The following is a 26706-nucleotide window of genomic DNA, read 5'->3' on the forward strand; positions in this document are numbered from 1 at the left end:
GGCATCGTTTAGCGGGTCAGGGCGATCCCGATCCGCGCATGGGTATCGCGGCGGCGATGATCGTCGAGTGCTTCGCCATAGCCTGTAAAGCCTTGGGCGAAGAGATAGAAGCCGAGATCGTCGTCGATCCGCGCGAGTGGGTAGGATGCGAACAACTCGGCCGCGCCGCGCCCGCTGTCGGGACTGCCGCGCAGCGTGACCGCTAGCTTGAGGCTGTCGGGCTTGACCAGTGCGAGGCCGAGTGAGCCATTGCCCCAATAGCGGTCGAGATCGGGCGCGACCCCCTGCTTGCCGACATAGACCCACGCCTGCGGCGTCACCTCCGCGCGCCAGCCGTCGCCAAGGTCGAATGCCTTGGTCGCGCGCATGAAGATGCGGTTCGAATCGATCGAGGTCGCCTCCCCCTCACCATTCGAATCATGCCGCCAGCCGATGCCGATCGTCGCGCTCGGATCGATCGCGCGCTCGACATAAACTTCAGGCGAATAGGTGGTGTGGGTGAACGGGCCGGACGGCAGGTCGAGCCGCCAGAACATCGTCTGGGTATAGGCAAAGCGCAAATGGCTGAACGCGCCCTCCCCGCCGATTGGCTGGAACGCGAAGCTGACCTGTAGCTTGCCGCCCGAGTCGCCCAGGCCAAATGCGCCATAGACTGGCTCGTGCGGGGTGAAGCGGTCGAGGAAGCCCGATGCGGTGCCGGATGCGGTCGGTGTTTCGCGCTCGCCCGTATCGGGGGTGCGCGGCGCGGTGGCGGGTGAGTCGCCAGTCCACGCTGTTCCCACGCCCTCGGGCAGCGGCGCTCCGGGCAGCGGCTTGTACGCGGGGCGCGCGGCATAGCCTGTCGGGACGTAGCGCGCCTTGGCAAAGCTCCCCGGCTGAATCGTCGCAGCGGGAGCAGGCAGGCGCTCGAGGATCAGGCGCGTCCCGTCGGCGGCGGTCACCTCGATCGTGCGCGGACCTTCTGCGGCGACTGCAGTGGAACCCTCATTGATCAGGATCACTTCGACCCCGCGTAGCGCGCCAGCTTCCGAGTCGGGCTGGGTCGGCACGGCGCGGACCTGCGCCGCAGCGGGAAGCGCCAGCGTGGCGGCGGCGACAAGGATCAGGCTTCGCATGGTTTCGGGATGCCAGCGCACGATGACGTTTGCGAGTCGGAATTCCCGACTCTGCCCTCACATCGCGCCTGGCGATTTTGATGACACCCATGCAACCGGCGACGATCCGCAACCGGATCATTCGCTCCGGAACGATCTTTGGGACCGAACGAGTCAGTCCAGCCCGAGGGCGTCGCGGATGATATAATGGAGGTCGGTCTGGTCGAGCAGGCCGCTGACATTCACCGCGCGCGGGCCATAGGCGGCGACGCGCAGCTGGCCTCCGGTGTGGCCCTGCGACCCTTCCTCCGCCGTCCCGTAATGCACCGTCATCACGCCGCCTTCGCGGGTGTTGAGCGCAGCGGTCAGGCCGGGCGCGCGGGTGCCGTTGCCGACGATCAGGCTGGTGTGGGCATGATCGGCGGTGACGATCACCAGCGTGTTGCCATCGGCGCGCGCGAATTCCAGCGCGGCCTGGACCGCCTCGTCAAGATCGACCGTCTCGCCGATCTGGCCGCACGGATTGGCGGCATGATCCTGCTTGTCGATCGACGCGCCCTCGACCTGGAGGAAAAAGCCCTTGCGGTTGCCCTTGAGTAACCCGATCGCCTTGCGCGTCATCGCCGCGAGTGTCGGAAATTCGGCGGTCCGCTGGGGGTTGGGCTGGCAGGTGATAGCGGGCTTGTCGATATTGCCACGAGCGCTCGCGCGCGGGCCGATCCAGCGCACCGGCATGTTGCCCGGCGCGAACACGCCGATCAGCGGCTGGCGGGTATCGGCCTGCGTCACTGCGTCGAGCTCCGCAGCATCGCGCACGATGTGGAAGCCGCGTGCCTGTGCCTGATCCATCAGCGTGCGCCCGGCGTACGGCCCTGCCTTGGCACTCTCGGCAAAGCTCGCCGCGCCGCCGCCCAGGATCAGGTCGGGCCGCGTGTCGAGCAGCTGTTCGGTGATCGATCCCAGCCCGCCATTTTCAAGCGCATTGGTCGGGCAGGTCTTGCTGGTCGCTTCCGGCCCATAGCATTTGCGCTGGGTAACATGCGCCACCAACGCCGCGGGGGTCGCGTCCTGAATTTCGGCGGTCGAGACATTGCCGGTGGCGAGTCCGGCAGCCTTGGCAATCTGGATCAGCGTGCGGTGCGGCTTGCCGTGGATGTCGACGCCGATTGCGCCGTTATAGCTTTTGACGCCCGACGCCCAGGCAGTCGCGGTCGCGGCGCTGTCGGCGACGTAGTTGGGTTTCCCCGTTTCACGGTCGAGCGAATAATGGGTCATCTGGCCGGTAAAGGGCAGCGCGTCGATGCCCTTGAAATAGCCCCCTGCCCCTTGCGCATAGTTGCGCGCGATGGTGATTTCGGAATCGCCCATGCCATCGCCGATCAGCAGGATAACGTTGCGCACCTCACCCTTGGCGAGAAGCTTGCGATAGGCGTCGCTCCTGTCTTCCTCCACGCGGCGCGCGCCACCTGGCGCGCGCGCATCTGCCTGCGCGCCCTGTGCCGGAACGGGTGCAGCGTCCTGCGCCAGCGCGGTCGGCGCGGTGAGGGCGAGCAGGGCGACAAGGGCAAGGCGTGAGATCATCGATTGAAGCTCCGGTACTGTCGGTCAGCGGTTAGCAGGTTCGGTAATCGTGCGGCACCCCAGTGGTCGGCGCACTGGGTTGCACAATGCGACGGCGCGATCGGGCAGGGCCACGCGATAGTCGCCGGCAAAGCGGGGGTCGGGCCAGAGATAGTCGGTCGAGATGTACTGCGCCCCGCTGCGCAGGGCAGCGTCACGCGGGCGGGTATCGTTGGTGCGCGCTTCGCGGGTGGCGACATCCGCGCGGGTGCGCACGATGAAGTTCGCCTTCACCGCGGCGGCGATGCGATCGGCCTGCCCGATGGGATCGTTGAGCGTCAGATAGGCGGCTGCGGGCGATTGCTCGTCGGTATTGACGAAGAACACCCGCCCTTCGAGCGAGCGGCGCGCGCCGCGATAGAGCGCGACCTTGGCCGGACCTTCGTCGAGCGCGAACATGAACTTGCCGCGCGACGCGGCAAGCGTCGGCCAGTTATTCGCCAGCACCGCATCGCGCAGCGTCGGATGATCGCCCTGCACATCATCCGGCACGATCAGCTTGTCGGGCGACAGCACCGAGCGCACTTCGGCATCAAGCGCGTCATAGGCGGTTTCGCTGTAAGGCTCGCCCTTCACGAACCGGCCATTGTCGTTGGTATTGAACATCAGCAGGATCGGCACATGACCCGAATTGGCGTCCGACCAGTTCCGAATGATCGTCAGGCAGGCGACCAGCGTAAGACAGTTCGAGCGATTGTCGAACCCGGCCATATGCTGAACCTTGAACCCCGGCTGCTGCATCGCCGGATCGTCCGACCCGTCGGCATAGAGGCCACCGCGCGGATCGTACCAGATGTCCAGCTCAAGCTGGCGCGCACCCGCGTTCAGCTGCTCCAGGATCGGGCGATGGGCATAGTCGAGCGCATCGGCGCTCGCCGGATCGACCGCACGCACTTGCGCCATCCGCTCGGCCGGCATCGCCAGCTTGTAGCTGTTGTGCGTGCCGACCATCGTCAGGTCGTTCATGCGAAGCGGCACTTCGGTCGCGACGATCATCGGCAGGGCGAACAGCCAGAACATGGCGGACTCCGGAAAGCAGGCGGACCGGCGTGCCGAAAAGGCCGCCAGTCCGCGCGCTATCAGTGGAATATGACAGTCTTGCGCCAAGGCGGCCCCGCCGCCGAAGCGACGGGGCCCAATAGCGATCAGAACTGGGCGCGCACGCCCAGGCTGATCCGGCTGCCCGAAAACTCATAGGTGGTCGGGAAGGACGGATCCATCGTGTAGCCGGTAGTCTTGGCATTGCCGATGTTGATGCCCTGAAGCTCGACGCGGAAGTTGCGCGTCAGCTGATAGCTGGCGGCGACGTCGAACTGGCCATAGGCGTCGCGATAGACCGGATACATGTTCCGCTCGATCCGCTCCACATAGGCGCCCTTGCGGTTGTACGAGACGCGGACCGAGAGCGGCCCCTTGTCGTAGAAGACGGTCGCATTGTAGCTCTTGTCGGCCAGGCCGATCGGTGCGGTCGGGATGCCAAGCGACGACTGGCCGGTCAGCGAGCTGTCGAGGAAGGTCGCGTTGGCGTTGACTCCGAAGCCATCGGCCCAGTCGGCGAACATGCCGAACGGAACGACCGCGTTCAGCTCAAATCCGCTGACCTTGTACGAACCCTCGGCATTGACCGGCTGGTAGACGTCGAAGTCATAGATGCCGTTGACCGTGCCATTGGCGTTGTAGACGGTCACGCCCTTGACCTCGCCGGTCAGCTGGTTCTGCACCACGCCCTTGATCTTCTTCCAGAAGTAGGACGCCGACAGGATGCCGCCACCGCCGAGATACTTCTCGACGCCCACTTCCCACTGATCGGCATAGGTCGGCTTGAGGCCGGGGTTGCCGTCGGTGAAGCGGAAATTATTGTAGCTGGCGGTGCGCTTATAGGCGAGATCGCCAAGCGCCGGGCGGATCAGCGTTTGCGATGCGGCGGCGCGCAGGATCAGGCTGTCGGTCAGTTCGGCATGGATGTTGAACGACGGCAGGAACTTCTCATAGCTCCCCTCGCTCGCCACCGGTGCCGAAGTCAGGCCGGTCGTTCCGTTCGGATTCTGGATCTGATGGAACCCTTCCGAATGGATGTCGGTGCGCAGATAGCGGCCGCCGAGGTTGACGAACACCGGCACACCAAGCTCGAATTCAAGATCGACCATCGCATAGCCAGCGAACGTCGCTTCCTTCACCTTGGCGTAGTTCGCATTGGCGAACGGCGTGACGAACCCGTCCGGGCGGAAGAAGCTGCGCGCATAGTCGTTGGAAACCTGCGACCAGCTGAGGTTCCGCGCCTGATATTCGCTGCCGCCGACCAGATCGATGACGTTGGTCAGCGGGCTGTCGCCAAGGCGGCGGACGTTGACATAGGCGGTGCTGCCGCGCGTCGGGCCCTGGATCTTCTCCTCGCCATATTGACGCTGATTGGTCTTGTTCGTGTAGCGACCGCCGACATTGATGCGCTTGATGAACAGGTCGTCAAAGCCGTAGCTCACATCGAGCTGAGCGGCATATTTGTCGTCCTTGACCTCTTCGCGGGTCGTTTCATACGCCTCGAACAGGTAGCGCGTGGGCGCGTTATACATGTCGATCGTGTTGGGATTGGCGCTGGGGATCGTCTCGCCGCCGGTCTCGGTAAAGCGCGTGCGAGACGGCGCGTAGGCGACATGTTTGAGGTTGGCGTAATCGAGCGTCCGCGTGGCCCCCGAATAGCCGCCGAGCGCGGTGATCTTCCAGTTCCCGGCTTCCCAGTTCATCTCGCCGCCGAACTGGCGGTAATCGGTCTCGGTGAGATATTCCTTGCTCAGGAACTCATGCTGGGTGTTGGTGTAGGACACGTCGCGCAGCACGACGATGCCGCTGTCGCTGAGCGTGGTGGCGTCGAACGCATGGATCGTTTCGAGCGTCGAATTGCTCGACGCCGAATAGCCCGCAGCGTCATATTCGTCCTCGACCGTGTCGTAGGAGCCGATGAACGCGTCGAGCGCGAGGCTGAACGTCTCGCTCGGCTTGTACTGGACCGACCCGGAGATGCCGAGGCGGTCCTGGTCATTCTGGTACACGCGATCGCCGACCTTATCGAGGAAGACGATCTTGTTCTTCATCGCGTCGGTGAAGGTGATGCCGGCGTCGCGCTGCAGCACCGAAATCGCCTGGTTCCGATAAACGGTGCCCGAACGGTCGGTCCAGCGCGCGATCGGACGGAAGTTGATGCCCGAGTTCGAATCGGTGCGGTTGGTGCGCTGCTGCTTGGCGACCGAGACCAGCACGCCGAAATCGCCAAACGTGTTGCTGGCGAGGAACGAGAAGTTCGGGTCGATCTTCTGCGAGATCGAGTTGAACGCGCCCTCGACACCGCCGACGAGGCGCAGGCCCGGGTTATCGAATGGCCGCGCCGTGCGGATCAAAACCGAACCGGCGATGCCGCCTTCTTCATCGGCGGCGGTCGGCGACTTTTGCACGGTGACCGACTGGATCAGTTCGGACGCGAAAATGTCGAATTCAACGTCGCGCCCGCCCGAGCCGGATGCGGTCGCCAGCTTGTTAATCGATACAAAGGTAAACTCGGTCGGCAGGCCGCGCACATTGACGCGGGTACCTAGGCCCTTTTCGCGCTCGATCGTCACACCCGGCACGCGCTGCAGCGCTTCGGACAGATTCTGCTCCGGGAAATCGGCGATGTCGGTGGCGACGATCGAGTCGGAGAAACCGACCGTCTCACGCTTGATGTCGATCGCTTCTTCCAGGCTGCGGCGATAGCCGGAAACGACGATCTCCTCATCGACAACGGTGTCATCGCCCGCCGCCGGAGCGGTCTGGGCACTGGCGGGAACGGCTGTCAGCGCAGCGAGCGCGACGCCGAGAAGAAGCTGGCTCGTACGATCGAGCCGGTTGAAACTACGCATCATTAAACCCCCTTTTTTCAATGCTCGGAACCCGCCCGCCGTTTCTCGGGCGCGCGACTACGCCCCCCGGCCGACCCAACGACCGGGACTGTGCAATTTGGTCCTGTGTTTGCCTTGTTGTTCTGGCGCTCGGCAGCCTGTCGGCCTCAACGCGCCAGCCTCTCCCGGCCGAATGAACGTATCGCTGCGTAACCAGCGGCAATGATTGGCGAATTGCCAGTTAGACGATCACTGCCTCCCCCTTCGGCTCGGGACGCAGGTGAAGAAAACTTGTTACGCGCTTGTGACGGGCGGACCATTATATTGCCAATTTAGGTTTTGTTGGCGGTCGGCCGCGCTGATGTCGGGAGCTCCTGGCAATGGGCTGCCACTGCCTTCTATCTGCCGATCGCTGCCGCTATTGGCGTTCGATGGAACTTTACGCGCCGCATCAGGAACGAAAGTCAGTCACACCTCATGGCGCCCTCGTGCTGCGCTAGGTTTCCAGATAGCCCTTGCGCACCTTTTCCGCGATCAGTTTGGTCGCCTCTCGTTTTGCGCGTTCGGGCGTATCGAACACCTTGAATACCGTGCTCCCCTTCGCCCCGATGCGGCCGAAAATCACGGTCATCTCGCAGCCGGAAACGGCGATCTTCCAAAACTTGTCTGAACTTCCTTGCTGGAAACGGAATTCGCTGAAGGCTGGCGCGGTGGATTGCAAATCGGGTTGTTCGGTCGGCGCGGCGTCGTCCGCTTCACGCTTCGGCGAAGTCGCGACCGGCAGCGGCATCGTGGATCCGTCAAATGGATCATCGTCGCCATCTGCGACCTCGCGGCGTAGCGCCGCTTCGATCTGGGCGACGACTGCGCCAGGGTCGCGCAGCCAGCTATGCGAAGGCACATCGATCACCTTCCAGCCAAACGCGCGCAGGATCGCGGGTTGAAAGACATACCGGTCTTCGACCGATCCGTGGCCGTTGCCGTCGATCAGAATGCCCAGCTGGTAGCGACCACCTTCTGCTCCACATATGGCCAGGTCGCAGCGAAAGCTGGCGCTGCCGACATGGACGTGGACATCATGGCCGCGGGCGGTCAGCGCCTCTGCCAGAGCATCCCGCAACGCGTCGGCGGGCGCACTGCGCGCGAATACGCGCTGCGCCTCAGGATTGAGTGTTGCGAGCACATTCTGTCCATGGCTCGTATCGCCCCGCGACTGGGCCTCGGCAAAGGCGAGAAAGGTACGCAGCGCCCGCGCGCCATCATTATGGGTGTTGGTGATCGCCTCCGCGCGGATCGTCGAGACCACGGCCATGTGGTGGCGCGCACGGCTGAAGATGACGTTGAGGCGCTTTTCGCCGCCACGCTGATTGATCGGGCCGAAGTTCATCGCCATGCGTCCATTGGCATCGGGCGCGTAGCAGATACTGAGCAGGATCACGTCGCGCTCGTCGCCCTGAACATTTTCCAGATTCTTGATGAAAAGGCCGTTGATCTGGCCATCGTCCTCGCGGGCATACTCCGCTTCGAGCCGCGCCGCGAACGCCTTATCCTCGCCCGCCAGCGTCTCGAGCTCATCTTCGATCTCGGCCTGCTGCGCTTCCGAAAAGGCGACGATCCCGATGCTGAGGCCGGTTTCGCGGAACAACAGGTCGCGGACCATCGCTGCGATCAGCCGCGCCTCGGGGTCATTGACCCGCTTTTCGTAGAGCCCATCCGCGACCGGGTGGAAGCTGACCGCGCGGGCGAGCATCCGGCTGACCGCGACGGGCGCAGAAGCGGGATCGTCCGAACGCAGCGGCTCGGGGGCGGCGGACGGGTCGGCGATGACGCGGTCGGGGATGGTGATCAGGCGGCCATCGTAGAAGGCGGCGTTCGAGAAGCTGATCAATGCCTCGGACCGGCTGCGATAATGCCAGGCGAGCAGCGTCGCGGGCAGGCTGCGCGCGGACTGGTTGAGCAGGCTATCGGCGTCGAGAATGATCGCGACGGCCCGGCCATCCTCCTCGGCGGTGACCTGCATCTCATCGTCATCGCGTGCGGCAGCGAAGAAGCTGGTAGGCGGCAACTGCATCTCGTCGCCGACCACGATCACCTGCGGCGCGCGCGACAGGGCGGGCACGGCCTCTTCGGTCGGGATCTGGCTGGCCTCGTCGAAGATCACGACATCGAACAGCTCGGGATGCAAGGGTAGCGTGTCGGACACCGATAGCGGGCTCATCAGCCAGATCGGTTTCAGGTCGATCACCACCGGTCCGGTCTCGTCGTCCGACAGGTCGCGGATCGAGCGGTAGCGCATCGACTTGCCGAACTCGTGCTCAAGCTCGCGGCGGCCAGTCGAATAGATGCGCTTGAACTCGCGGCCGGCGGCGTCGAGCTGAGTCACCGACAGCATCGACCGCTTCACATGATCGCGGAAGCGACGATGATTGGTCGCAAGGATGGTCGCCGAATTGTCGGTCTGGAGCAACGCGCGAGCCTTCGCAGCGCGCCGGGCGCTGGACCCTAGCTCAGCCGCATCGAAGCGTTGGAGGGCAGGCTCATCGCGCAAGGCGCGCGCAAACGCCTCTTCGATCACATGCGCCTCGATCGTCGGCGGGGCGAGCCGCAACGCGCGCATCGCGAACGCCATGCGCGGCCCGGCGGCATCGGCGGCGGCGAGCAGCGGGAGCAGGTCGGGCAATTCCTCCAGCCCCTCGCGCATGTCACGCATCGCTTCGGATAGTGCGCCGATCGTCATGTCCCCCGCATCAGCAAGGAAGCGCTGGCACAGCGCGGCAAGGGCTTCGATATGAACCGCGGATGCAGCTTCGCGCGCGATCAGCTCAGCCGGATCGGTCGCCGCGCGGACATGGCCAATCAGCGTGCGCAGCATTGGCGCGGTCGCGGTTGCCCAGGCATCCCTTGCGACGGCCAGCGCATCGGCATCAGTGGTGGCAAAGCGGCTCGCAAGAACCCCGCGCGCTTCGGCAGCGGCAGCGGCAGTCGCGTGACGCGCAGCCAATCGTTCGAGCACCGCAGTGACACTGGGTTCGACCGCATGCGCCGAAAAATCGTACCGCGCGCGAACGGTGCGGTTGAGACGTCGCCAGGTGCCGCTCAGGAACTTGAAGAAGGACGGCTCCTGCTGCCGCGCCTGATCAAGTGCTGCGGCCGTATCCTCGGGCGTCAACGGGTCGCGCCAGTTGGCAGCGGCTTCGGCGGCGGCCACAGCCTCGCCTTGCGCGCGATCCAGCGTGGCGCGTCCGGCAGCGAACTCGGCGGACAGGGCTGAAGCCGGATCGAGCAGCGTCAGGTTGCCTGCGAGGTTCGTCTCGATGGCCTGTCGCGCCGCGCGGACCAGCACCAGCGCATCGGCAAGCCGCGTGTCCGGGGAAAGCAGAAGTGCATCATCCTCCAGCGCGGCGTCGAGTGCATCTAGCACGCGCTCACCTTCCGCGATCGCCGCTTCGGCTTCGGCATAGGCGCGGTCGCCCGCCACCATATTGGGGGAGATGCGCGCAAAAGGGTGTTCGGCGAGACTGACCAGACCGAAGCTCTCGCGCATCGTGCGGTGGATTCGCTCGGCCAAACCGCGATGGCGATCCCATTCGGCGAGAAGCGGTAGTCGTTCACGGTCGGCGGGGCCAAGCGGCTCGGTCTCGGGAAGCGCGGCGCGACGGCGAACCATCGTTCGGATGCTGGCGCCCGTCGCCTCGGGCACGCGACCTGCCGCCGCTTCGAACGCCGCGATGCGATCGAGATGGCGTGACAGCGCGTCGAGCGTCCGGGCGCGCGATGCCTGCAGCGCGTCGAGCCCATCGTCCTGCTTGGTCCAGCGCTCGTAGCTGTCCTTCAAATCCATCACGAAGGACTTCTTGTCCTCCTGCGAATCGTGGATCAGGCAGGAAAGCCGGTCGAGGCCCACCGATTTGAGCCGGTTGAACACCACGTCGAGCGCGGCGCGCTTTTCGCAGACGAACAACACCCGCTTTCCGCGTGCGGCGTAATCGGCGATCAGATTGGTAATCGTCTGCGACTTGCCGGTGCCGGGCGGGCCTTGAATGATGAAACTGCGGCCCGATCGCGCCATCGCGACCGCGGCATCCTGCGTCGCATCGGCGGGGACCACGGAATACAGCTCGACCAGTGGCAAAGCGGGCGGGGCTTCCGCCTCCAGCTCGCGCGGTTCGATCGAGAAGATCCGGTCGAACGCAGGCGGCGGCACGGCATCGTCGATCAACTGGTTATAGTCGCGAACCAGCGACATCTTCTTGTAGTTGAAGTTCGCCAGCGTCACCTGGGTAAGGTCGATCTCCCATTTGTAGCGATGCCCGTCGCCGCCCGCGAGCGCATAGGTCAGTGCCTCCGCTTCACCGCTGGCAACCATCCGATCCGGCCGGGCCGGCATCCTGCCACCAACCGCAAGCCGCTGAGGCAGGGGAGCAGGTCGCACATATTTCTCGAACAACGCGAGGCCGAGCGGGCGATAATCGTCCCGTTCGTAGCTGAAGTCTGGCCGCGATACGCCGCTCGCGCGCGCTGTCCGCTGCTTGCGGCGCTGGAACAGCTTGAGCCGCTGGACAGCCTTTTGATGGATCAGCTCGATCTGCGGCTTGTCGGTGACCGACAGCGTCACCCCCGGCTCGCTGCGGTGGATCTGCGCGGCAATGTCGGCATGGACCTGCTCGATCGAAGTCTGGGCGAGGTCGACCCGTTCGGGCAGCTCGATGTCGTAGAGCTGGCGTAGATAGTGGCGCAGCGCTGGGTTGAATTCAGCCTCGGTGCCGGGGCAGCGCAGCAGATACTGGTCACGCACGCCCTTCTTCTTGGCCACCTCGACCGGCAGCCACAGCAGGGGCGACTGAATGCGCTCGTTCGGCGCGTCCTTGAGGTTGTGCCAGTGGAGGAACGCGACGACGAGTCGGAGATGGCTGAAGCCATATTCGGCCCGGTCGCGCCGCGTCTCCTGAATGATCCGGTCGAATGCCGAGGGGAGATAGGGCTGGTCCTCGAATCTCAGCCATTTGGCCAGCGCGATCTGCCCCCCGCCGAGCACGTCCTTCGCAAACTTGCTGTCCCAGGTGCACAATTGCTCGGCACGGATCGACTCAAGACGCATCACGACGGGCACGCTGGCCACGGTGAGGTTCACGCTTGCTTGCGTCGGCCGAAAATGGATCAGCCGGTTGCGCCGCGAGAGATCGAACAGGCGATCGCGCAAATGGGTGAGTACCGCAGCCCGGCGCCCCCTCGCCCCCGTCGCACCGGCCAGCGCGCGTTCCACATCGAGGCCCGCAGGCTGGTCACGATAGCCTTCCAGCCGTTGTGTCAGCGCATCGAGATCGGTGGCGCGCTCATGGCGGTTGAGCGCAGTCATCTCCGCAATCAGCGCGGCGATCACCGGATGGAGCGCGCCGTTGAGCCGGAACAGATTGGCCTGTGCGCCGGAGAATCTCGCAACATCCTCCTCGTCGTTCAGATCGAGACCGCAAGCGAGACTGGCAAGGATGAGACCGATGACGAAGATGTCGGCCAGTTCGTCATGATGGCCAATCGCCTGCTCCCAGGCGCGATAGCCGGTGAGATAGGCCGGTTTGACATCCGTCTCCGCATCATCGCCACGCGCGCGCAGATCCTCGACCCTGCTGCCGCTGTCGACATCGGTTGCCACGCGATATTCCCCGACAACGCGCAGTGCCGATCCGGCATGGGGCTGAACATCGCGCAGCCGGGCTGCGTTGTATCGGGGAGCGCGGCCATCGGGATGCGCCAGTGCGAGAACCCCATCGCCGGGATCGGTCACGGCTTCGCCGCCGAGATCGGCAACGCGCTCGATCGCATGCAGCGCCGCGACCGCGCGCATCAGCGGCAACATTGCGTGCAGCAGATCCTCAGTCGGCAGTGCGCCGCCCTCGGCCACACGCTGCCTCAGGGTGAGTACGATCCCCTCGCTCATGCCTTCGCCCTCTTCAGCTTCGCAAAGATGCGATCAATCGCGGGCCTGGTAAATTTGAGGTCTCGCTTGAGCGCCGCCTTGAACGCGTCGACGCCGCCATACAGGCTGGAGATCTCCGCGCCGACCGTCAGCATCATGTTGCGGCCCTCCGGGTCGGGATCGGCCATCGCGACATCCAGGCTGAGCGAAACGAGAAAATCGCGGAACGAGCCGTCAAGGCGGTCGGGCGAGATCAACGCATCGCTCACCGCTTCCTCGCCCGGCTGCCAGTCCGGGAAATAGCGCCGAAGCAGGGTCGACGCCGCGTCATCGGCGGCGGGATGCGTCGCCAGCCGGGTCAGGAAACCGCGGGTAATCGCGGTGGCTTCGTGCTGGCGTGGCAGATCGAGCGCGGCGAGCGACAAAGGCCCCCGAAGACGCCGGTCGATCCACGTCTCCGTGTCGGGATCGTTGCGCCACCATTTATCGAGCGCTTGTGCACGCAGGAAAATCTCGGGATGCGTCTCCCCCTGCGATGCCTTTGCATCGCGCTCGGCCTCGCCAGCCTGTCGGAGATAGGCCTCTGGGTCCACCGATGCGAGGCCGGTCATGGTCTTGACCAGCGTGGCGATCGCCGGGCCTGACGCATTCGCTGCTACAGCGCCGCCGCGATCGGCATAAAGCTCGGTATGCAGGCGATAAAGCCGGGCAGTTTCGATATGGCTTGGCGAAGCGCCGGGATAGGCAAGCGCATGGTCGAGAATGGTGGTCGCCGTGTAATAGGCGCCGTCTTCGATCGACCAGAGCCGATAATGCGCCAGCTCATGCCCGAGCAGCGCAACCCGTTCTTCGCGTGAGAGCTTTTCGAGCACCGGCCCGTGGAACAGCAGATGGATCTCGCCGGGCACGTAGCACAGTGCCGCGTTCATCGCGCCGTCCGCCGCCTGATACAGCGTAACCGGAGCGTCAATCTCCAGCTTGGCCAGCACCGCGGCAATATCCTCATGCACTTCAGGATGCGCCGCCGCATCGATCCGATAGGTTTCGCGCAGCAGGTAGGAGCGCATCTCCTGCACCTGCTCCTCGCGCGCTTGCAGTGAACCGCCCCATGCCCAGATTTCGGGTTCGTTCTCGCGCAAATGCCCAACGATCTGGCAATGATAGGCGAGCGGCTCAAGCCCCGGTGCGGATTGCGATTCGTCCCCCATCGCGCCGATCCTAGCGGGGGTTTGGAACCCGTCCAGCCTCGCGAATACCCTAATCGCTCACGCGTCAGGCCTTGGGGAGAACGCGCTCGGCCTCTAATCAGCCAATCAGCCGGCGTAAGCAGCGACCAGATAATCGCCATCGGACGGCCTAGATAAACGTCCGGCCGGGCGACCTCGAGCGAGACCCGTTCACGGAGCCGAGCCCAATACTCTGCCGCTTTCCGCCGATTACCTGGGCCGAACCCAGCTAGCCGCGCCTTGTCCACTGATTCGAGAATAGCCGTCTGCGTCGGAATAGGGGGCGGTTGAGAGGGGCGGCGCGTTGTCGTCGCAGCGCGCTTTCCCATGACATCTCATCCCACTTTTCCCACATTTGGCTTGGAATGGTGTCGAATTGAGTGGAACGCAGCGGAACGCAAAACCGCTGATTTCCGGGCTTTCCATCGATTTCCAGAGCAGGCGGCGACCTAAACAGGTCAAAATGGCGGAGACGGAGGGATTCGAACCCTCGGTACGGTTCCCCGTACGACGCTTTAGCAAAGCGTTGGTTTCAGCCACTCACCCACGTCTCCGGATGCCTGCGGCGAGGGGGCGCTATAGCGAGCGTCTCGCTGGCGATCAATGGGCGGATTTGCGGCGGCTGGGCGCGAAATCGACTCGGGTCATCGCCGGTTCATTGCCGCCGGCCCATCGCCGCGCATAAATGCGATGCTGCGGGAGGCTTTACTATGCGACGGTTGATGCTCTGGATCGGGATGGCGCTCGCGCTGCCGTCGCTGGCGGCTGCGCCCGCGCTGGCGCAGAGTATCCAGAAGGTCGATCCCGATACCGCGATCGATGCCGATCTCGATCGGCCCCAGACCGCGATTCCCGCTCAACCCGCGCCGCAGGACGAGCCGGTCGATCCCGGCGCCCCTTATGAAGCGCCGCCCGTTGATGGACAGCAGCCAGCGCCTCCCGCTGGCCCGGCTCCGACCCAAGGCGCCGCGCAGGCGGGTGGCCTGATCAAGCCGGAAGCACCGACGACTTTCGATCAGGTGCGGCTGGTCTCGGCGGCAGAGGGCGTGTTCGGCAAAGGCGCGACGGGCCTTGCCGCGCTGATCGAGGACATCCTCAAGGATCAGGGCGAGCCCAACGCCTATATCGCCGGATCGGAAGGGTCCGGCGCGGTGGTCGTTGGCCTGCGCTATGGCTCGGGCACGATGATTCATGCGGTCGAGGGCGAGCGCGACGTGTACTGGACCGGCCCGTCGGTCGGATTCGACATCGGCGGGGACGCCAACAAGGTGTTCGTGCTAGTGTACAACCTCTATGACAGCCAGGAGCTCTACAAGCGTTTCCCGGCGGGCGAGGGGCGGCTCTATTTCGTCGGCGGCTTCTCGGCCAGCTATCTGCGTCGCGGCGATGTGGTGCTGATCCCGGTACGGCTTGGCGTCGGCTGGCGCGCAGGGGCCAATGTCGGCTATATGAAGTTCAGCGAAAAGCGCCGCTGGCTGCCGTTCTGAACCGGCTTCTAATCCGGGCGCAGCACCGCTAGGCGGAGCAAATGCCAGTCAGCCAAGCCGATATCGATCTCGCCCAGCGCCTCGCCGATGCGGCGGGCGCGGCGATCCGCCCCTATTTCCGTGGCAAGTTCGGGCTGGAGTCCAAGGACGACGCGTCCCCCGTCACGCTCGCCGACAAGGCCGCCGAAGCAGCGATGCGCCGTCTGATCATCGCCGAACGGCCAATGGACGCGATCATCGGCGAGGAAGAAGAGGATCGTGCGGGCAGCAGCGGTCGAACCTGGGTGCTCGACCCGATCGACGGGACGCGCAGCTTCATCGTCGGGCGGCCGATCTTTGGCACGTTGATCGCGTTGCTCGAGGATGGCTGGCCGGTACTGGGCATCATCGACCAGCCGATCATCGCCGAACGCTGGCTGGGCGTCACTGGACGCACCACCCTGTTCAACGGCCAGCCCGCGCAGGCGCGGACGTGCCGCGAGCTGTCCAAAGCGCTGCTCGCCACCACCTCCCCCGCTTTGTTCACTGACGACCAGCTCCATGCGTTCGAGCATGTCGATGCCGCAGTCCTGAGCACGGTGCTGGGCGGCGATTGCTATAATTACGGGCTGGTCGCGTCGGGCCATCTCGATCTGGTGATCGAGGCGGGGCTGAAGCTGCACGATTTCGCCGCTTTGGTGCCGGTGGTCGAGGGCGCGGGCGGGCGCATGTGCGACTGGCAGGGCGATCCGCTCCACGCGGGCAGCAATGGCGAGGTGATCGCGGCGGGCGATCCCGCGCGCATCGAGGAACTGGTCGAGGCGCTGGCCTGTCGCGGGCATTGACGTGATTCGCCTGCACCGTGGATATGCGCTCGCCGCGCTGGCGCTGTTCGCGATTGAGGTGGTGATCGCACTCTATGTCCGCGATCGATTCGTGCGCCCCTATCTGGGCGACACGCTTGCGGTGCTGCTGGTCTATTGCGGGTTGCGAGCCGTCACGCGGCTGGAGGTCGTGCCCGCAGCGCTGGCGGCATTCGGGGTCGCGGCGCTGGTCGAGTTGGGGCAGCTGATCGGGATACTGGACCTGCTCGGCTGGCGTGACAACGCGCTCGCGCGAACCGTGCTCGGCACCGGGTTCGATTGGAAGGACGTCCTCGCCTATGCAGCCGGTGCGTGCATCGCGGTGCTGGCCGAGCGTTTCAAGCCCCGCTGAACGCTTAGAAAATTCCCAGGAACTTCTTGCGCTGCTCCTTGCGCTCGCCCTTTGAGCGGCTGCCATCCTCTGACTTGGCGGTCGTACCCTTGCCGACATCGTCGCGCTGCTCGCCCGTGTTGGTGCGCTGGCCTTTGGCAGACGCCGCGCTGAGCACCGGGCCGCAGTCCGCCGCCTTGGCGTCACCAACATCGACAAAGGCAAGCACACCGGCGAGCGGCGTCGCCACTAGCGCGAGGCCCAGTCCGGCGCCGGCGCGCGCCAGCAACTGGTCGCTGACCACGTCATACCCCGGGCTCGCGAACGTCCCGTTGATCCCAACTGGCGACTGGCCGGCAAACACGCTGAACTTCTTCGAATCCGCGCGGAAGGCCATGTCGAGCGTTTCATTACGGAAGGAGAAGCCACCGCGCCCGATCATCACGCTCTTTTGCGTATCAATCAGGATCGGGTCGGCTGCGGCGATCCCGCGACGCACGCTGAACGCGACCAACCCGCAATTGATCTGGACCGGCTCCTTCAGCTTCCCCTCAAACATCTTCTGCGCGAACGTACCGATATCGAGTTCGGCGAGCTGGATATTACGCGTCCAGAAGCTGCCCTTGGGCAGCACGAACGCGATTCGCCCGCCCGAATTGGCCAGCGAATCGTGCAGCGTGTCGCCGCGCCCCTTCAACTCGATCCGACCCCTGATCGTGCCGGTGGTGCCCGATTCGACGACGCCCCACCCTTTCAGCAAGGTGCCGAGCGGTGTCGGCGCGAGGCGCACGTCATAGGATACAGCGCTGGGCCGCTGGCGCGTGTCGAAGATCAGGTCGGACGCGACATTGCCGCGCGCCATTGCGAAGGTGAAGGGCGACAGCGCGAGTCGGCCGCGATCGAGATCGACCGTGACCGCGACGTTCGAGATCGGCACGCTTCGTGACCGCACCGTGGCGATTCGCCATTTCGCCTTGGCATCGAACGGCTGCATCGATTCAACCGGGAAACGCGCATCGGGCAACAAGCGGGCAGGTCCCGCGCCGGTCGCCGCCGCCGCAGCCATCGCGCCGCGCGCCGCGACGATATCGGGGTTGAAGCCGATGAACGGGGCGGCATCGACGATATCGAGCGACTTCGTGGCCAGGTCGGCGGTCATCAGCAGCCGCTCGCCACGGCCATCCGCAGCGAACTGGCCCGAAAGATCGCTGTTGCCGAATCGGCCCCGCAACCCGGTGAAGCTGTAGAGATCGCCCGATTTCACCAGCGTCGCGTGCGCGCGATAGGTGCGCGTGTCGGGCAGCACGACGCCGATGATGCCCAGCAGGCTGGCAAGGTTGCCACCCCGCGCGCTGGTGCGCAGCGGGACATTCTCGATATCGGCGAGGCTCGGCAATGTGCCGGTAACGGTAATATCGTTGCCGGCCGCGCGCGCCTGCAATTCCAGCTGGTTCTTGCCGCGCCCGGCGGTCTCGTTCGGGCTGAGCAGCGCGCCGCTGACGGTGAACGGCGTCTTGCGCGCGACCCCATCACCCGAAAAGCGCACCGAATCACCGATCCGCGTACCGGTCGAGCGGACGGTTTCGAACTTGAGGTCGGTGAGCAATTGCAGCCGGGGATCGCGATAACGCAGCGTGGTGCCCGCCAGCGTCGCGCGGTCGATCGTTGGAAACTCGACCGGATCGCCCTCGCCATCGCCAAAGGTCCAGGTGTTGGCGCGCGCCGCGTTCCATTCCAGGTCGATCGCGGCGTTACGCAGGTCGAGGAAGCGCGCGTGATAGCGCCCAAAGATCAGCGACAGCGGCGCGACTCGCGTGTGGATCGAATCGGCGGCGAACAGATGCGGCTTCGACGCCCAGTCCGGGTTGGCGATCGTCATCTTCTGCGCGACGAATTTGAGGTCGAACGGATCGAAATAGAGCTGGAAGTCGCCGCGGACCGCGACCGCGCGCCCGGTCGAACTGCTGGCGACCCGCTCGAACGTGCCTTTGAGGAACCGCCCCTTGGTGATGTAGAGAATCGCCCAGGCGAGGAAGATCGCCAGCAGCACGCCACCGACGATGCGCAGCGCGATGACGAGCGGACGCGGCAACCGCTTGCGCTCGCCGTCGGCGTGAACTTCGGTCACCGGCGGATCGACTGACGTCCCATCCTGCGTGACAATCGCGGAATCCCGGTCGGTCATCACGGCATAAGACTTGGCGGGCGATACAAGTTCCGGCGAACCCGCCCTTCGCGGTTGCAAAATCGGAGTTCACCCGGTACAGGCCCGCCTTTCCGCGATTCAGGAACCGCCCGGCTAACAAGGGCTGCCGGGGCTGTTCGAGAATTCGTCGCGCGTAAAAGGAGACGAAAATGCCCAAGATGAAGACCAAGAGCGGTGTGAAGAAGCGCTTCAAATTCACCGCAACGGGCAAGGTGAAGCACGGCGTCGCCGGCAAGCGTCACCGCCTGAGCAGCCATAACGCGAAGTATATTCGCACCAACCGCGGCACGTCGGTCCTGTCCGAAGCTGATGCCGGTCACGTGCGCCTCTGGGCGCCGTACGGCCTGTAAGGAGAGATAGACCATGGCACGTGTCAAACGTGGTGTAACCACCAAGGCGAAGCATAAGCGGATTTTGGATCAGGCGAAGGGCTATTATGGCCGTCGCAAAAACACCATCCGCATCGCGCGTCAGGCCGTCGAAAAGGCCGGCCAGTACGCCTATCGCGACCGCAAGGTTAAGAAGCGCAGCTTCCGCGCCCTGTGGATTCAGCGCATCAACGCCGGCGTCCGCGCCGAAGGCCTGACCTATTCGCAGTTCATGCACGGGCTGAAGCTCGCCGGCATCGAACTGGACCGGAAGGTCCTGGCCGACATCGCAATGCACGAAGGTGATGCGTTTACCGCCATCATCGCGCAGGCGAAGGCGGCGCTGCCCCAGGCCGCCTGAGGCGACCTGTAGCGACCGAAATTGGGGCGCCGGTGGACCATCCACCGGCGCCCTTTTTCTTGGCCGGTATCGATTTTCGCGGGCATGAGGTGAGTCATGTGGGACACGCTTGGAATAGAGCCGACCGATGACGTGCGGCTGATCCGCACAGCCTATGCCCAGCGGTTGCGGGGCATCGATATTGAAGCTGATCCAAAGGCGTTTATCGCCCTGAGAGCGGCCTATGACGATGCGATGGGAAGCGCGCACGCGACAACCCCCGCCGCGGTCATGCGGCACGCCACGACCGCAATCCCGGTCGAGCAGCAGGATCATGTGGTTGAGGCCCCGTTGTCGGCATCTAGCGAGATGGCGGACATCCAGCGGCTTTTGGAGCGCGAAGCGATTGGGGTCGACATCGATGCAGCGCTGACCGAGTTGACCGGGCACTTGGTGGAACGAAGTCGCGCATCCCCGATCGGCCAGTCGGAGCAAATCGAGATCTGGCTCGCCACCGCTATCATGGACCACGCGCCGCGCTCAGAAGGAATGCTCGCACCTGCAATCAGCGGATTCGACTGGACGAAGCGGCTGGCGGATTATGACTGCCCGGATATTGTGCGCGACATCTGTCAGTTCGCCGACGACTACGCCTATCTAAGGCAGTTGCAGCGCTACAATCCCGACTACAAGACCGCTTGGGCGGCGCTGACCGGAGAAGATGTGCCACTGGAAAGCGTGCACCCCGGTTGCATGACCACCTTGCTGGGCACAGTCAAACATTCACGCCCGTTTTTGGCGAACTTCATCGATTTGGATCGATTCGAATTGCTCCTCAGCTATGTCGAGGAGGCCCGTCAGCGGGAGCGCCGGGCATCGATTGACATGGCAGCGCCGCCGCCCATGAAAAAATCTCTGTTGAGCATCGTCGCAAATACCATCTTCAACTTCGCGTTGATGGCGTCGGCGATCGCCCTCGCCTTGCGTGCCCTCTATATCGCCACGTTCTCGTTCGAGAGCGTACCGGAAATAATCGTCAATTTCCTAATCGTTAGCGTCCCTGCAATGATCATGTTCGCGCTCGGGCGCGAGCGTCAGGCGCATCTCATGCGGCAACTTGACCGGAGCGCATATCGTGACTGATCGACTCCCCTCCTATCCAGGCTTCGCGCAATGACGCTCCAGACCTGGTGGCTCTATGTCACCGCCGTGTTCCTGATCTCCGCGACGCCGGGGCCGAATATGCTCCACGTCATGGTGCAGAGCATCCATCATGGCGCGCGCCGGTCGGTCGCGTCGATGCTGGGGCTGATGACCGCGAATCTGGTCTGTCTGCTTGCGTCGGCGGCGGGCCTTGGGGCGTTGCTCAAGGCCTCGCCGATGCTGTTCGATGCGCTACGCTACGCCGGGGTCGGCTATCTGGTCTGGCTGGGGGTCAAGGCGTGGCGGGCGCCGGTCGCGAGCAGCGATCCGGACGCAGAGAAGCCCGCCCCGCCCTCGCTGGTCGCGATGTTCGGCGCGGGGCTTGGCACTGGCTTCTCCAATCCCAAGCTGATCATCTTCGCCGCCGCGCTGTTCCCGCAGTTCATCAATACCAGCGCGCCGTTCGCGCCCCAGCTCACCATCCTGATCGCCAGCTTCGCGGTGATCGAGGCGTTCTGGTTCAGCATGTACGCGCTGGGCGGACGTTCGCTGGCCGCGTGGCTCGCGCCGGCCAACCGCCAGCGGGTGTTCAACCGCGTGACCGGCGGCGTGTTCATCGCGTTCGGCGTCGCTTTGCTGGGCAGCCGGGCTTGACCTTCGCGCCTGACTGCGGTTCGGGCCACTAGACCAATGAACGGGAATTCCATGACCGATCTCGACCAACTCAAGGCCGACCTTCTCGCCGCGATCGACGCGGCCACCGGCGTCGATGCGCTGGAGGCGGTGCGCGTCCAGGCGCTGGGCAAGCAGGGCAGCGTCACCGGCCTGCTCAAGACGCTCGGCGGGATGAGCCCCGAGGAGCGGCAGGAGACCGGCCCGCGCATTCACGGCCTGCGCGAGGCGGTGACCGAAGCGATTGCGGCGCGCAAGGCGGCGCTGGAAGGCGCGGCGCTGGAGGCGAAGCTCGCCAGCGAGACGCTCGACATGACCCTGCCGGTGGATGGCGTGCCCACTGGCACGGTCCACCCGATCAGCCAGGTGATGGACGAGCTCGCCGAGATCTTCGCCGACATGGGCTTTGCCGTGGCCACGGGTCCGGAGATCGAGGACGACTGGCACAATTTCACCGCGCTCAACATCCCCGAGACGCATCCGGCGCGCGCGATGCACGACACCTTCTACTTGGCCGGCGAGCATGAGCGGCCGATGGTGCTGCGCACGCACACAAGCCCCGTGCAGATCCGCACGATGACGTCGACGCCCCCGCCGATCCGCATCATCGCGCCCGGCCGCGTCTATCGCAGCGACAGCGACGCGACCCACACGCCGATGTTCCACCAGATCGAAGGGCTGGTGATCGACAAGGGCATCACGCTGGGCCACCTCAAATGGACGCTGGAGACCTTCCTCAAGGCCTATTTCGAGCGCGACGACATCGTGCTGCGGCTGCGCCCGAGCTATTTCCCGTTCACCGAGCCGAGCGCCGAGGTCGATGTTGGTTTCACGTGGATCAATGGCAAGCGCGTGATCGGTGGCAGCGGCGATGCCGAGGGCGGCGGCTGGATGGAGGTGCTGGGCAGCGGCATGGTCCATCGCCGGGTGATCGAGGCATGCGGGTTGGACCCCGACGAATGGCAGGGCTTTGCCTTTGGCACCGGGGTCGATCGCCTCGCGATGCTCAAATATGGGATGGATGATTTGCGCGCATTCTTCGACGGCGATCTACGCTGGCTGAAGCATTACGGCTTCTCGGCGCTCGACGTGCCCACGCTATCGGGGGGAGTCGGGGCATGAAGTTCACGCTGAACTGGCTCAAGGAGCATCTCGATACCGATGCCGACCTGACCGCGATCCTCGATGCCCTGAACCGCATCGGGCATGAGGTTGAGGGCGTGGAGAATCCCGGTGCCGCGCTCGCCGCGTTCAAGGTCGCGCGCGTGCTGACCGCCGAGCGCCATCCGCAGGCGGACAAGCTGCAGGTGCTGACCGTCGATGCCGGAGACGGCGAGCCGCTGCAGATCGTGTGCGGCGCGCCCAATGCCCGTGCGGGGCTGGTCGGCGTGCTCGGCCTGCCCGGCGCGACCGTGCCCGCCAACGGGATGGTGCTGAAGGTCGCCGCCGTGCGCGGCGTCGAATCGAACGGCATGATGTGCTCCAGCCGCGAGCTGGAGCTGGGCGATGATCATGACGGCATCATCGAGCTGCCCGAGGACGCGCCGGTCGGCACGCCCTTCCCCGATTATGCCGGCCTCGACGATCCGGTCATCGACGTGTCGATCACCCCGAACCGTCAGGATTGCATGGGCGTGCGCGGCATCGCCCGCGATCTTGCCGCTGCGGGGCTTGGCACGCTCAAGCCGCTCGACGCGGTGGTGTCGGGGCTTCCCGCAATCGTGGCGGAGGGTGCCGGGCCGAACGTGCGGACCGACGACACCGAGGGCTGCCCGGCCTTTTACGGCCAGATCGTGCGCGGCGTGAAGAACGGGCCGTCGCCCGAGTGGTTGCAGCGTCGCCTGAAGGCAGTGGGGCAGAAGCCAATCTCGGCGCTGGTCGACATCACCAACTTCGTGATGTTCGGGCTGGGGCGTCCGCTCCATGTCTATGATCTCGCGACGCTCAACGGCGGCCTGGTCGCGCGCAAGGCGCAGGCGGGCGAACAGGTGCTCGCGCTCAACGGCAAGAGCTACACGCTCGACACGACGATGACGGTGATCGCCGATGATGCGGCGGTGCACGACATCGGCGGCATCATGGGCGGCGAACATTCGGGGTGCAGCGACACCACGACCGACGTGTTGATCGAATGCGCCTATTTCGATCCCGAACATATCGCCCGGACCGGGCAGAAGCTGCTGCTGACCAGCGACGCGCGCACCCGTTTCGAGCGCGGGGTGGATCCCGAGTTTCTCGATGAGGGGCTGGCGATCGCCACCCGGCTGGTGCTGGCGCTGTGCGGCGGGACCCCGAGCGAGGTGACCCGCGCGGGCAGCATTCCGCGCGTCGGCATCACCACCGGCTATGACCCGACGCTCGCCGAGACGCTGGGCGGCCTGGCGATCCCGGCCGCGCGCCAGCGCGACATCCTCGAATCGCTCGGCTTCACCGTTCAGCCGCTCGACGCCAATGGCGACCCGTGCGAGCTGGACGATGCGTGCGACGGCTTCCGCGTCACCGCGCCGAGCTGGCGGCGTGACGTCGATGGCCCCGCCGATCTGGTCGAGGAAGTGATCCGGATCGAGGGGATCGACAAGGTCCCCTCCACCCCCCTGCCCCGCGCGCCCGGCGTCGCCAAACCGACCGCAACGCCCGAACAGAAGCTCGAGCGCCGCATCCGCCGCACCGCCGCCGCGCGCGGCCTGAACGAAGCGGTGACATGGAGCTTCATCTCCGAGAGCGAGGCCGCAGCGGTCGGCGGCGGCGCATGGACGCTCGCCAACCCGATCAGCGAAGACCTCAAGGTCATGCGCCCCTCGCTGCTGCCCGGCCTGATGATGGCGGCGGCGCGCAATGTGAAGCGCGGCGCGACGAGCGTGCGGCTGTTCGAACTCGGCCGCCGCTATCTGGCCGATGGCGAGAAGCTGACCCTCACCGTCCTGCTCGCGGGCGACCGCAGCCCGCGCGGCTGGGCGAACGGCAAGGCGCAGCCCTTCGGCGCGTTCGACGCCAAGGGTGAAGCGCTGGCGCTGCTCGAAGCCGCCGGTGCGCCGGTGGCGAACCTGCAGGTCATGGGTGAAGCGGGCGCGGCCTGGCATCCCGGCCAGTCGGCAACGCTCCGGCTGGGGCCAAAGACCGTGCTTGCGGCGTTCGGCATGCTCCACCCGAGCCTGACCAAGACATTCGACCTCGACGGCCCGGTCGCCGCAGTCGAATTGTTCCTCGACGCGATTCCCGCCAAGCGCGCGACCGGCTTTGCGCGCGCTCCCTACACGCCCCCGGCGCTGCAGGCAGTGACGCGCGACTTCGCGTTCATCGTTCCGGCGAGCCTAGCGGCGGACGATCTCGTCCGCGCGGTCAAGGGCGCGGACAAGGCCACGATCACCGACGCGCGGCTGTTCGACCTGTTCACCGGCGCAGGCGTCGAGGAGGGCAAAAAGAGCCTCGCGATCGAAGTGACGCTGCAACCCGGCGACAAGAGCTTCACCGACGCCGAGATCAAGGTAGTAGCGGACAAGGTGATCGCGGCGGCGGCCAAGCTGGGCGCGAACCTGCGGGGCTGAGCCGGATGATCGAACGGTTCCTCATCGGCATGGATGCGATGCTGGGGGAGCCGGACAATACCGAATATGTCGCGGTCGTCTTTCCGGGCGACCTCGACCCGTTCGAGCGTCACTATCGATTCGGCATCCATCTCGATGCCGAATTGCGGCTGGTCGGGCTTGGCACGTGCGGCGGTGGCAGTTCGGTGTCGGAACTGGACGATGATGACGCGTGGCGGACCGCCTATTCGATCATCGACATGGATCTGGTCGATATGGATCGCGGTCGGGCGCTGGTCCGCGAGCAACTGGTCGAGCTCGATTGTCCCGTCGACACGATGATCCAATATCGCGATCTGCAAGACCGATGGGACGGGGAGCGCTGGCAGCTCGGCGAAGACCGTTCGTTTGACGAAGACAAGCTGGAAGGATTCTGACGATGCCCACCGTACTCATCACCGGCGCGACTGCAGGGATCGGCGAAGCGGCGGTCCATGCCTTTGCCGATTCGGGCTGGCATGTCGTGGCCACCGGGCGCCGCGCCGACCGGCTGGCGGCTCTGAAAAGCGACACCGTCCACACGCTCGAATTCGACATTCGCGATGAGGCTGCGCGCGATGCGGCGCTTGCTTCGTTGCCCGAGCCCTTCGCCAACGTCGACCTGCTGATCAACAATGCCGGGCTCGCGCGCGGGCTGGAGAAGGCGCAGGACGCCGATCTCGATAGCTGGAAGACGATGGTCGACACCAACGTCACCGCGATGATGTCGATCACCCACAAGCTGCTGCCGATGCTAGTCGAACGGAAGGGCGCGATCATCAACCTCGGCTCGGTCGCGGGCAGCTACGTCTACCCCGCAGGCAATGTCTATGCGGGCACCAAGGCGTTCGTGAATCACTTCAGCCTCGCGCTGCGCGCCGATCTGCACGGCACCGGCGTGCGCGTCACCTCGATCGAGCCGGGGATGGTCGAGACCGAGTTCATGACCGTGCGCACTGGCGGCGACAAGCAAGCGTCCGACCGGCTCTATGCCGGGGTGAACCCGATGACGCCGGAGGACATTGCGGAAACGCTGCTATGGGTCGCGACGCTGCCGCCGCATCTCAACATCAACCGGTTGGAGCTGATGCCGGTGAACCAGGATTTTGCCGGTTTCGCCGTCCACCGCGAGCGCTGAGATGATCGCGATCGGCAACGGCACGCTCACCGCGCGGATCGACCCGCTCGGGGCCGAGCTGGTCAGCCTGTGCGATCCGCATGGCCGTGAGCTGATGACCGATGCAGATCCGGCCCATTGGACCGGGCACGCGCCGCTGCTGTTCCCGATCGTCGGGCGGTTGAATGGAGATGTCTTGCGGGTCGATGGGCGCGACTATGCGATGAAGCAGCATGGCTTTGCGCGGCGGCGCATGTTCGCGGTCACCGACTCGGGCAAGACCCACGCGACCTTCACGCTGTGCGACGATGCGGAGACCCGCACGGCCTATCCCTTCGCGTTCGAACTGCGCGCGACCTATCGCCTCGACGGCGCGACGCTGGTTACCGAGATCGAGGTCACCAACCCCGACACCGCAACCGTGCTTCCGACGAGCTTCGGCTTTCACCCCGCCTTTGCCTGGCCACTGCCCGGCGGCGGCGCGCGGGAGGATCATCGGATCGTCTTCGCGCAGGCCGAGCCGGGTCCGCTGGCGGCACTCGACGGCGGGCTGATCGGCGCCGGCGAACGCGCAAGCCCGCTTGACGGGCGCACACTGCACCTCGCCGACGATCTGTTCGCGGACGACGCGCTGATCTGGATGGCCCCTGCAAGCCGCTCGGTCCGCTATGGCGGCACGACCGGACCACAGCTCGACATCGCGTTCGAGGGCCTGCCGACACTCGCCATCTGGACCAAGCCGGGCGCAGCGTTCGTGTGCGTCGAACCATGGCAGGGGCATGCCGACCCCGCCGGCTTCACCGGCGACTTGCGCGACAAGCCCGGCGTCGTCGCGATCCCGCCCGGCGAATCGCGTCGCTTTGCCATACGCGTCAGCTGGATCGCGGGGTAGAGTTGGATTCGCCGCGCACTTG

At 65.2% G+C, this 26706-nt stretch carries 19 protein-coding genes and 1 tRNA gene; 12 read left to right on the forward strand and 8 right to left on the reverse strand.

Annotated elements, in window-relative coordinates; translation table 11 throughout:
- Window positions 1–8: 8 nt before the first annotated feature.
- The 7 genes from K9B35_RS10605 to K9B35_RS10635 all read right to left on the reverse strand — a co-directional run bounded on the left by K9B35_RS10605 (window position 9) and on the right by K9B35_RS10635 (window position 14277).
- A complete protein-coding gene (locus K9B35_RS10605) occupies window positions 9–1115 on the reverse strand; it encodes a phospholipase A (protein WP_224921812.1) in 1107 nt (368 codons plus the stop codon).
- A gap of 153 nt (window positions 1116–1268) precedes the next feature.
- A complete protein-coding gene (gene phoA, locus K9B35_RS10610) occupies window positions 1269–2675 on the reverse strand; it encodes an alkaline phosphatase (protein WP_224921813.1) in 1407 nt (468 codons plus the stop codon).
- A gap of 24 nt (window positions 2676–2699) precedes the next feature.
- Window positions 2700–3734 carry a phosphatidylinositol-specific phospholipase C1-like protein gene (locus tag K9B35_RS10615; protein WP_224921814.1) on the reverse strand — a complete coding sequence of 345 codons (1035 nt, stop codon included), beginning with the start codon at window positions 3732–3734 and terminating at the stop codon, window positions 2700–2702.
- 125 nt (window positions 3735–3859) lie between these two features.
- Window positions 3860–6604 carry a TonB-dependent receptor gene (locus tag K9B35_RS10620; RefSeq protein ID WP_224921815.1) on the reverse strand — a complete coding sequence of 915 codons (2745 nt, stop codon included), beginning with the start codon at window positions 6602–6604 and terminating at the stop codon, window positions 3860–3862.
- A gap of 475 nt (window positions 6605–7079) precedes the next feature.
- Complete coding sequence (locus tag K9B35_RS10625) at window positions 7080–12518, reverse strand: AAA domain-containing protein (RefSeq protein ID WP_224921816.1); 5439 nt, start codon at window positions 12516–12518, stop codon at window positions 7080–7082.
- A complete protein-coding gene (locus K9B35_RS10630) occupies window positions 12515–13705 on the reverse strand; it encodes a M48 family metalloprotease (RefSeq protein ID WP_224921817.1) in 1191 nt (396 codons plus the stop codon). The genes K9B35_RS10625 and K9B35_RS10630 overlap by 4 nt, the downstream gene beginning before the upstream one ends.
- A 482-nt stretch (window positions 13706–14187) precedes the next feature.
- Window positions 14188–14277: transfer RNA gene (locus K9B35_RS10635), tRNA-Ser, on the reverse strand.
- A gap of 156 nt (window positions 14278–14433) precedes the next feature.
- Here K9B35_RS10635 and K9B35_RS10640 point away from each other — a divergent pair.
- The 3 genes from K9B35_RS10640 to K9B35_RS10650 are packed head-to-tail and all read left to right on the forward strand — an operon-like array spanning window position 14434 to window position 16404.
- Window positions 14434–15210 carry a DUF1134 domain-containing protein gene (locus K9B35_RS10640; RefSeq protein ID WP_224921818.1) on the forward strand — a complete coding sequence of 259 codons (777 nt, stop codon included), beginning with the start codon at window positions 14434–14436 and terminating at the stop codon, window positions 15208–15210.
- Window positions 15211–15251: 41 nt separating this feature from the next.
- A complete protein-coding gene (hisN, locus tag K9B35_RS10645) occupies window positions 15252–16034 on the forward strand; it encodes a histidinol-phosphatase (RefSeq protein WP_224921819.1) in 783 nt (260 codons plus the stop codon).
- Between the two features lies 1 nt (window position 16035).
- Complete coding sequence (locus tag K9B35_RS10650; protein WP_224921820.1) at window positions 16036–16404, forward strand: DUF2809 domain-containing protein; 369 nt, start codon at window positions 16036–16038, stop codon at window positions 16402–16404.
- Between the two features lie 4 nt (window positions 16405–16408).
- On the opposite strand, the gene K9B35_RS10655 is transcribed toward K9B35_RS10650, so the two are convergent.
- On the reverse strand, window positions 16409–18568 hold the full coding sequence (locus K9B35_RS10655) for an AsmA family protein (RefSeq protein WP_224921821.1): 2160 nt from the start codon (window positions 18566–18568) through the stop codon (window positions 16409–16411).
- A gap of 170 nt (window positions 18569–18738) precedes the next feature.
- On the opposite strand from K9B35_RS10655, the gene rpmI reads away from it, so the two are divergent.
- The 9 genes from rpmI to K9B35_RS10700 all read left to right on the forward strand — a co-directional run bounded on the left by rpmI (window position 18739) and on the right by K9B35_RS10700 (window position 26684).
- Window positions 18739–18939, forward strand: a complete 201-nt coding sequence (rpmI, locus tag K9B35_RS10660; protein ID WP_224921822.1) for a 50S ribosomal protein L35 — start codon at window positions 18739–18741, stop codon at window positions 18937–18939.
- Between the two features lie 13 nt (window positions 18940–18952).
- A complete protein-coding gene (rplT, locus tag K9B35_RS10665) occupies window positions 18953–19318 on the forward strand; it encodes a 50S ribosomal protein L20 (protein ID WP_224921823.1) in 366 nt (121 codons plus the stop codon).
- 96 nt (window positions 19319–19414) lie between these two features.
- Complete coding sequence (locus tag K9B35_RS10670) at window positions 19415–20440, forward strand: hypothetical protein (protein WP_224921824.1); 1026 nt, start codon at window positions 19415–19417, stop codon at window positions 20438–20440.
- 30 nt (window positions 20441–20470) lie between these two features.
- A complete protein-coding gene (locus K9B35_RS10675; RefSeq protein ID WP_224921825.1) occupies window positions 20471–21094 on the forward strand; it encodes a LysE family translocator in 624 nt (207 codons plus the stop codon).
- A gap of 51 nt (window positions 21095–21145) precedes the next feature.
- A complete protein-coding gene (gene pheS / locus K9B35_RS10680; protein ID WP_224921826.1) occupies window positions 21146–22234 on the forward strand; it encodes a phenylalanine--tRNA ligase subunit alpha in 1089 nt (362 codons plus the stop codon).
- Window positions 22231–24657, forward strand: a complete 2427-nt coding sequence (gene pheT, locus K9B35_RS10685; RefSeq protein WP_224921827.1) for a phenylalanine--tRNA ligase subunit beta — start codon at window positions 22231–22233, stop codon at window positions 24655–24657. Before pheS ends, pheT begins: the two co-directional genes overlap by 4 nt.
- 5 nt (window positions 24658–24662) lie before the next feature.
- Window positions 24663–25073 carry a hypothetical protein gene (locus tag K9B35_RS10690; RefSeq protein ID WP_224921828.1) on the forward strand — a complete coding sequence of 137 codons (411 nt, stop codon included), beginning with the start codon at window positions 24663–24665 and terminating at the stop codon, window positions 25071–25073.
- Between the two features lie 2 nt (window positions 25074–25075).
- Window positions 25076–25813 carry an SDR family NAD(P)-dependent oxidoreductase gene (locus K9B35_RS10695; protein ID WP_224921829.1) on the forward strand — a complete coding sequence of 246 codons (738 nt, stop codon included), beginning with the start codon at window positions 25076–25078 and terminating at the stop codon, window positions 25811–25813.
- Between the two features lies 1 nt (window position 25814).
- Window positions 25815–26684 (forward strand): aldose 1-epimerase family protein, encoded by an 870-nt coding sequence (locus K9B35_RS10700; protein ID WP_224921830.1) that lies wholly within the window; start codon window positions 25815–25817, stop codon window positions 26682–26684.
- The last annotated feature ends 22 nt before the right edge of the window (window positions 26685–26706 follow it).

Origin of the sequence: Sphingomonas sp. R647, from assembly GCF_020177055.1 — a bacterium.
GTDB lineage: Bacteria > Pseudomonadota > Alphaproteobacteria > Sphingomonadales > Sphingomonadaceae > Sphingomonas.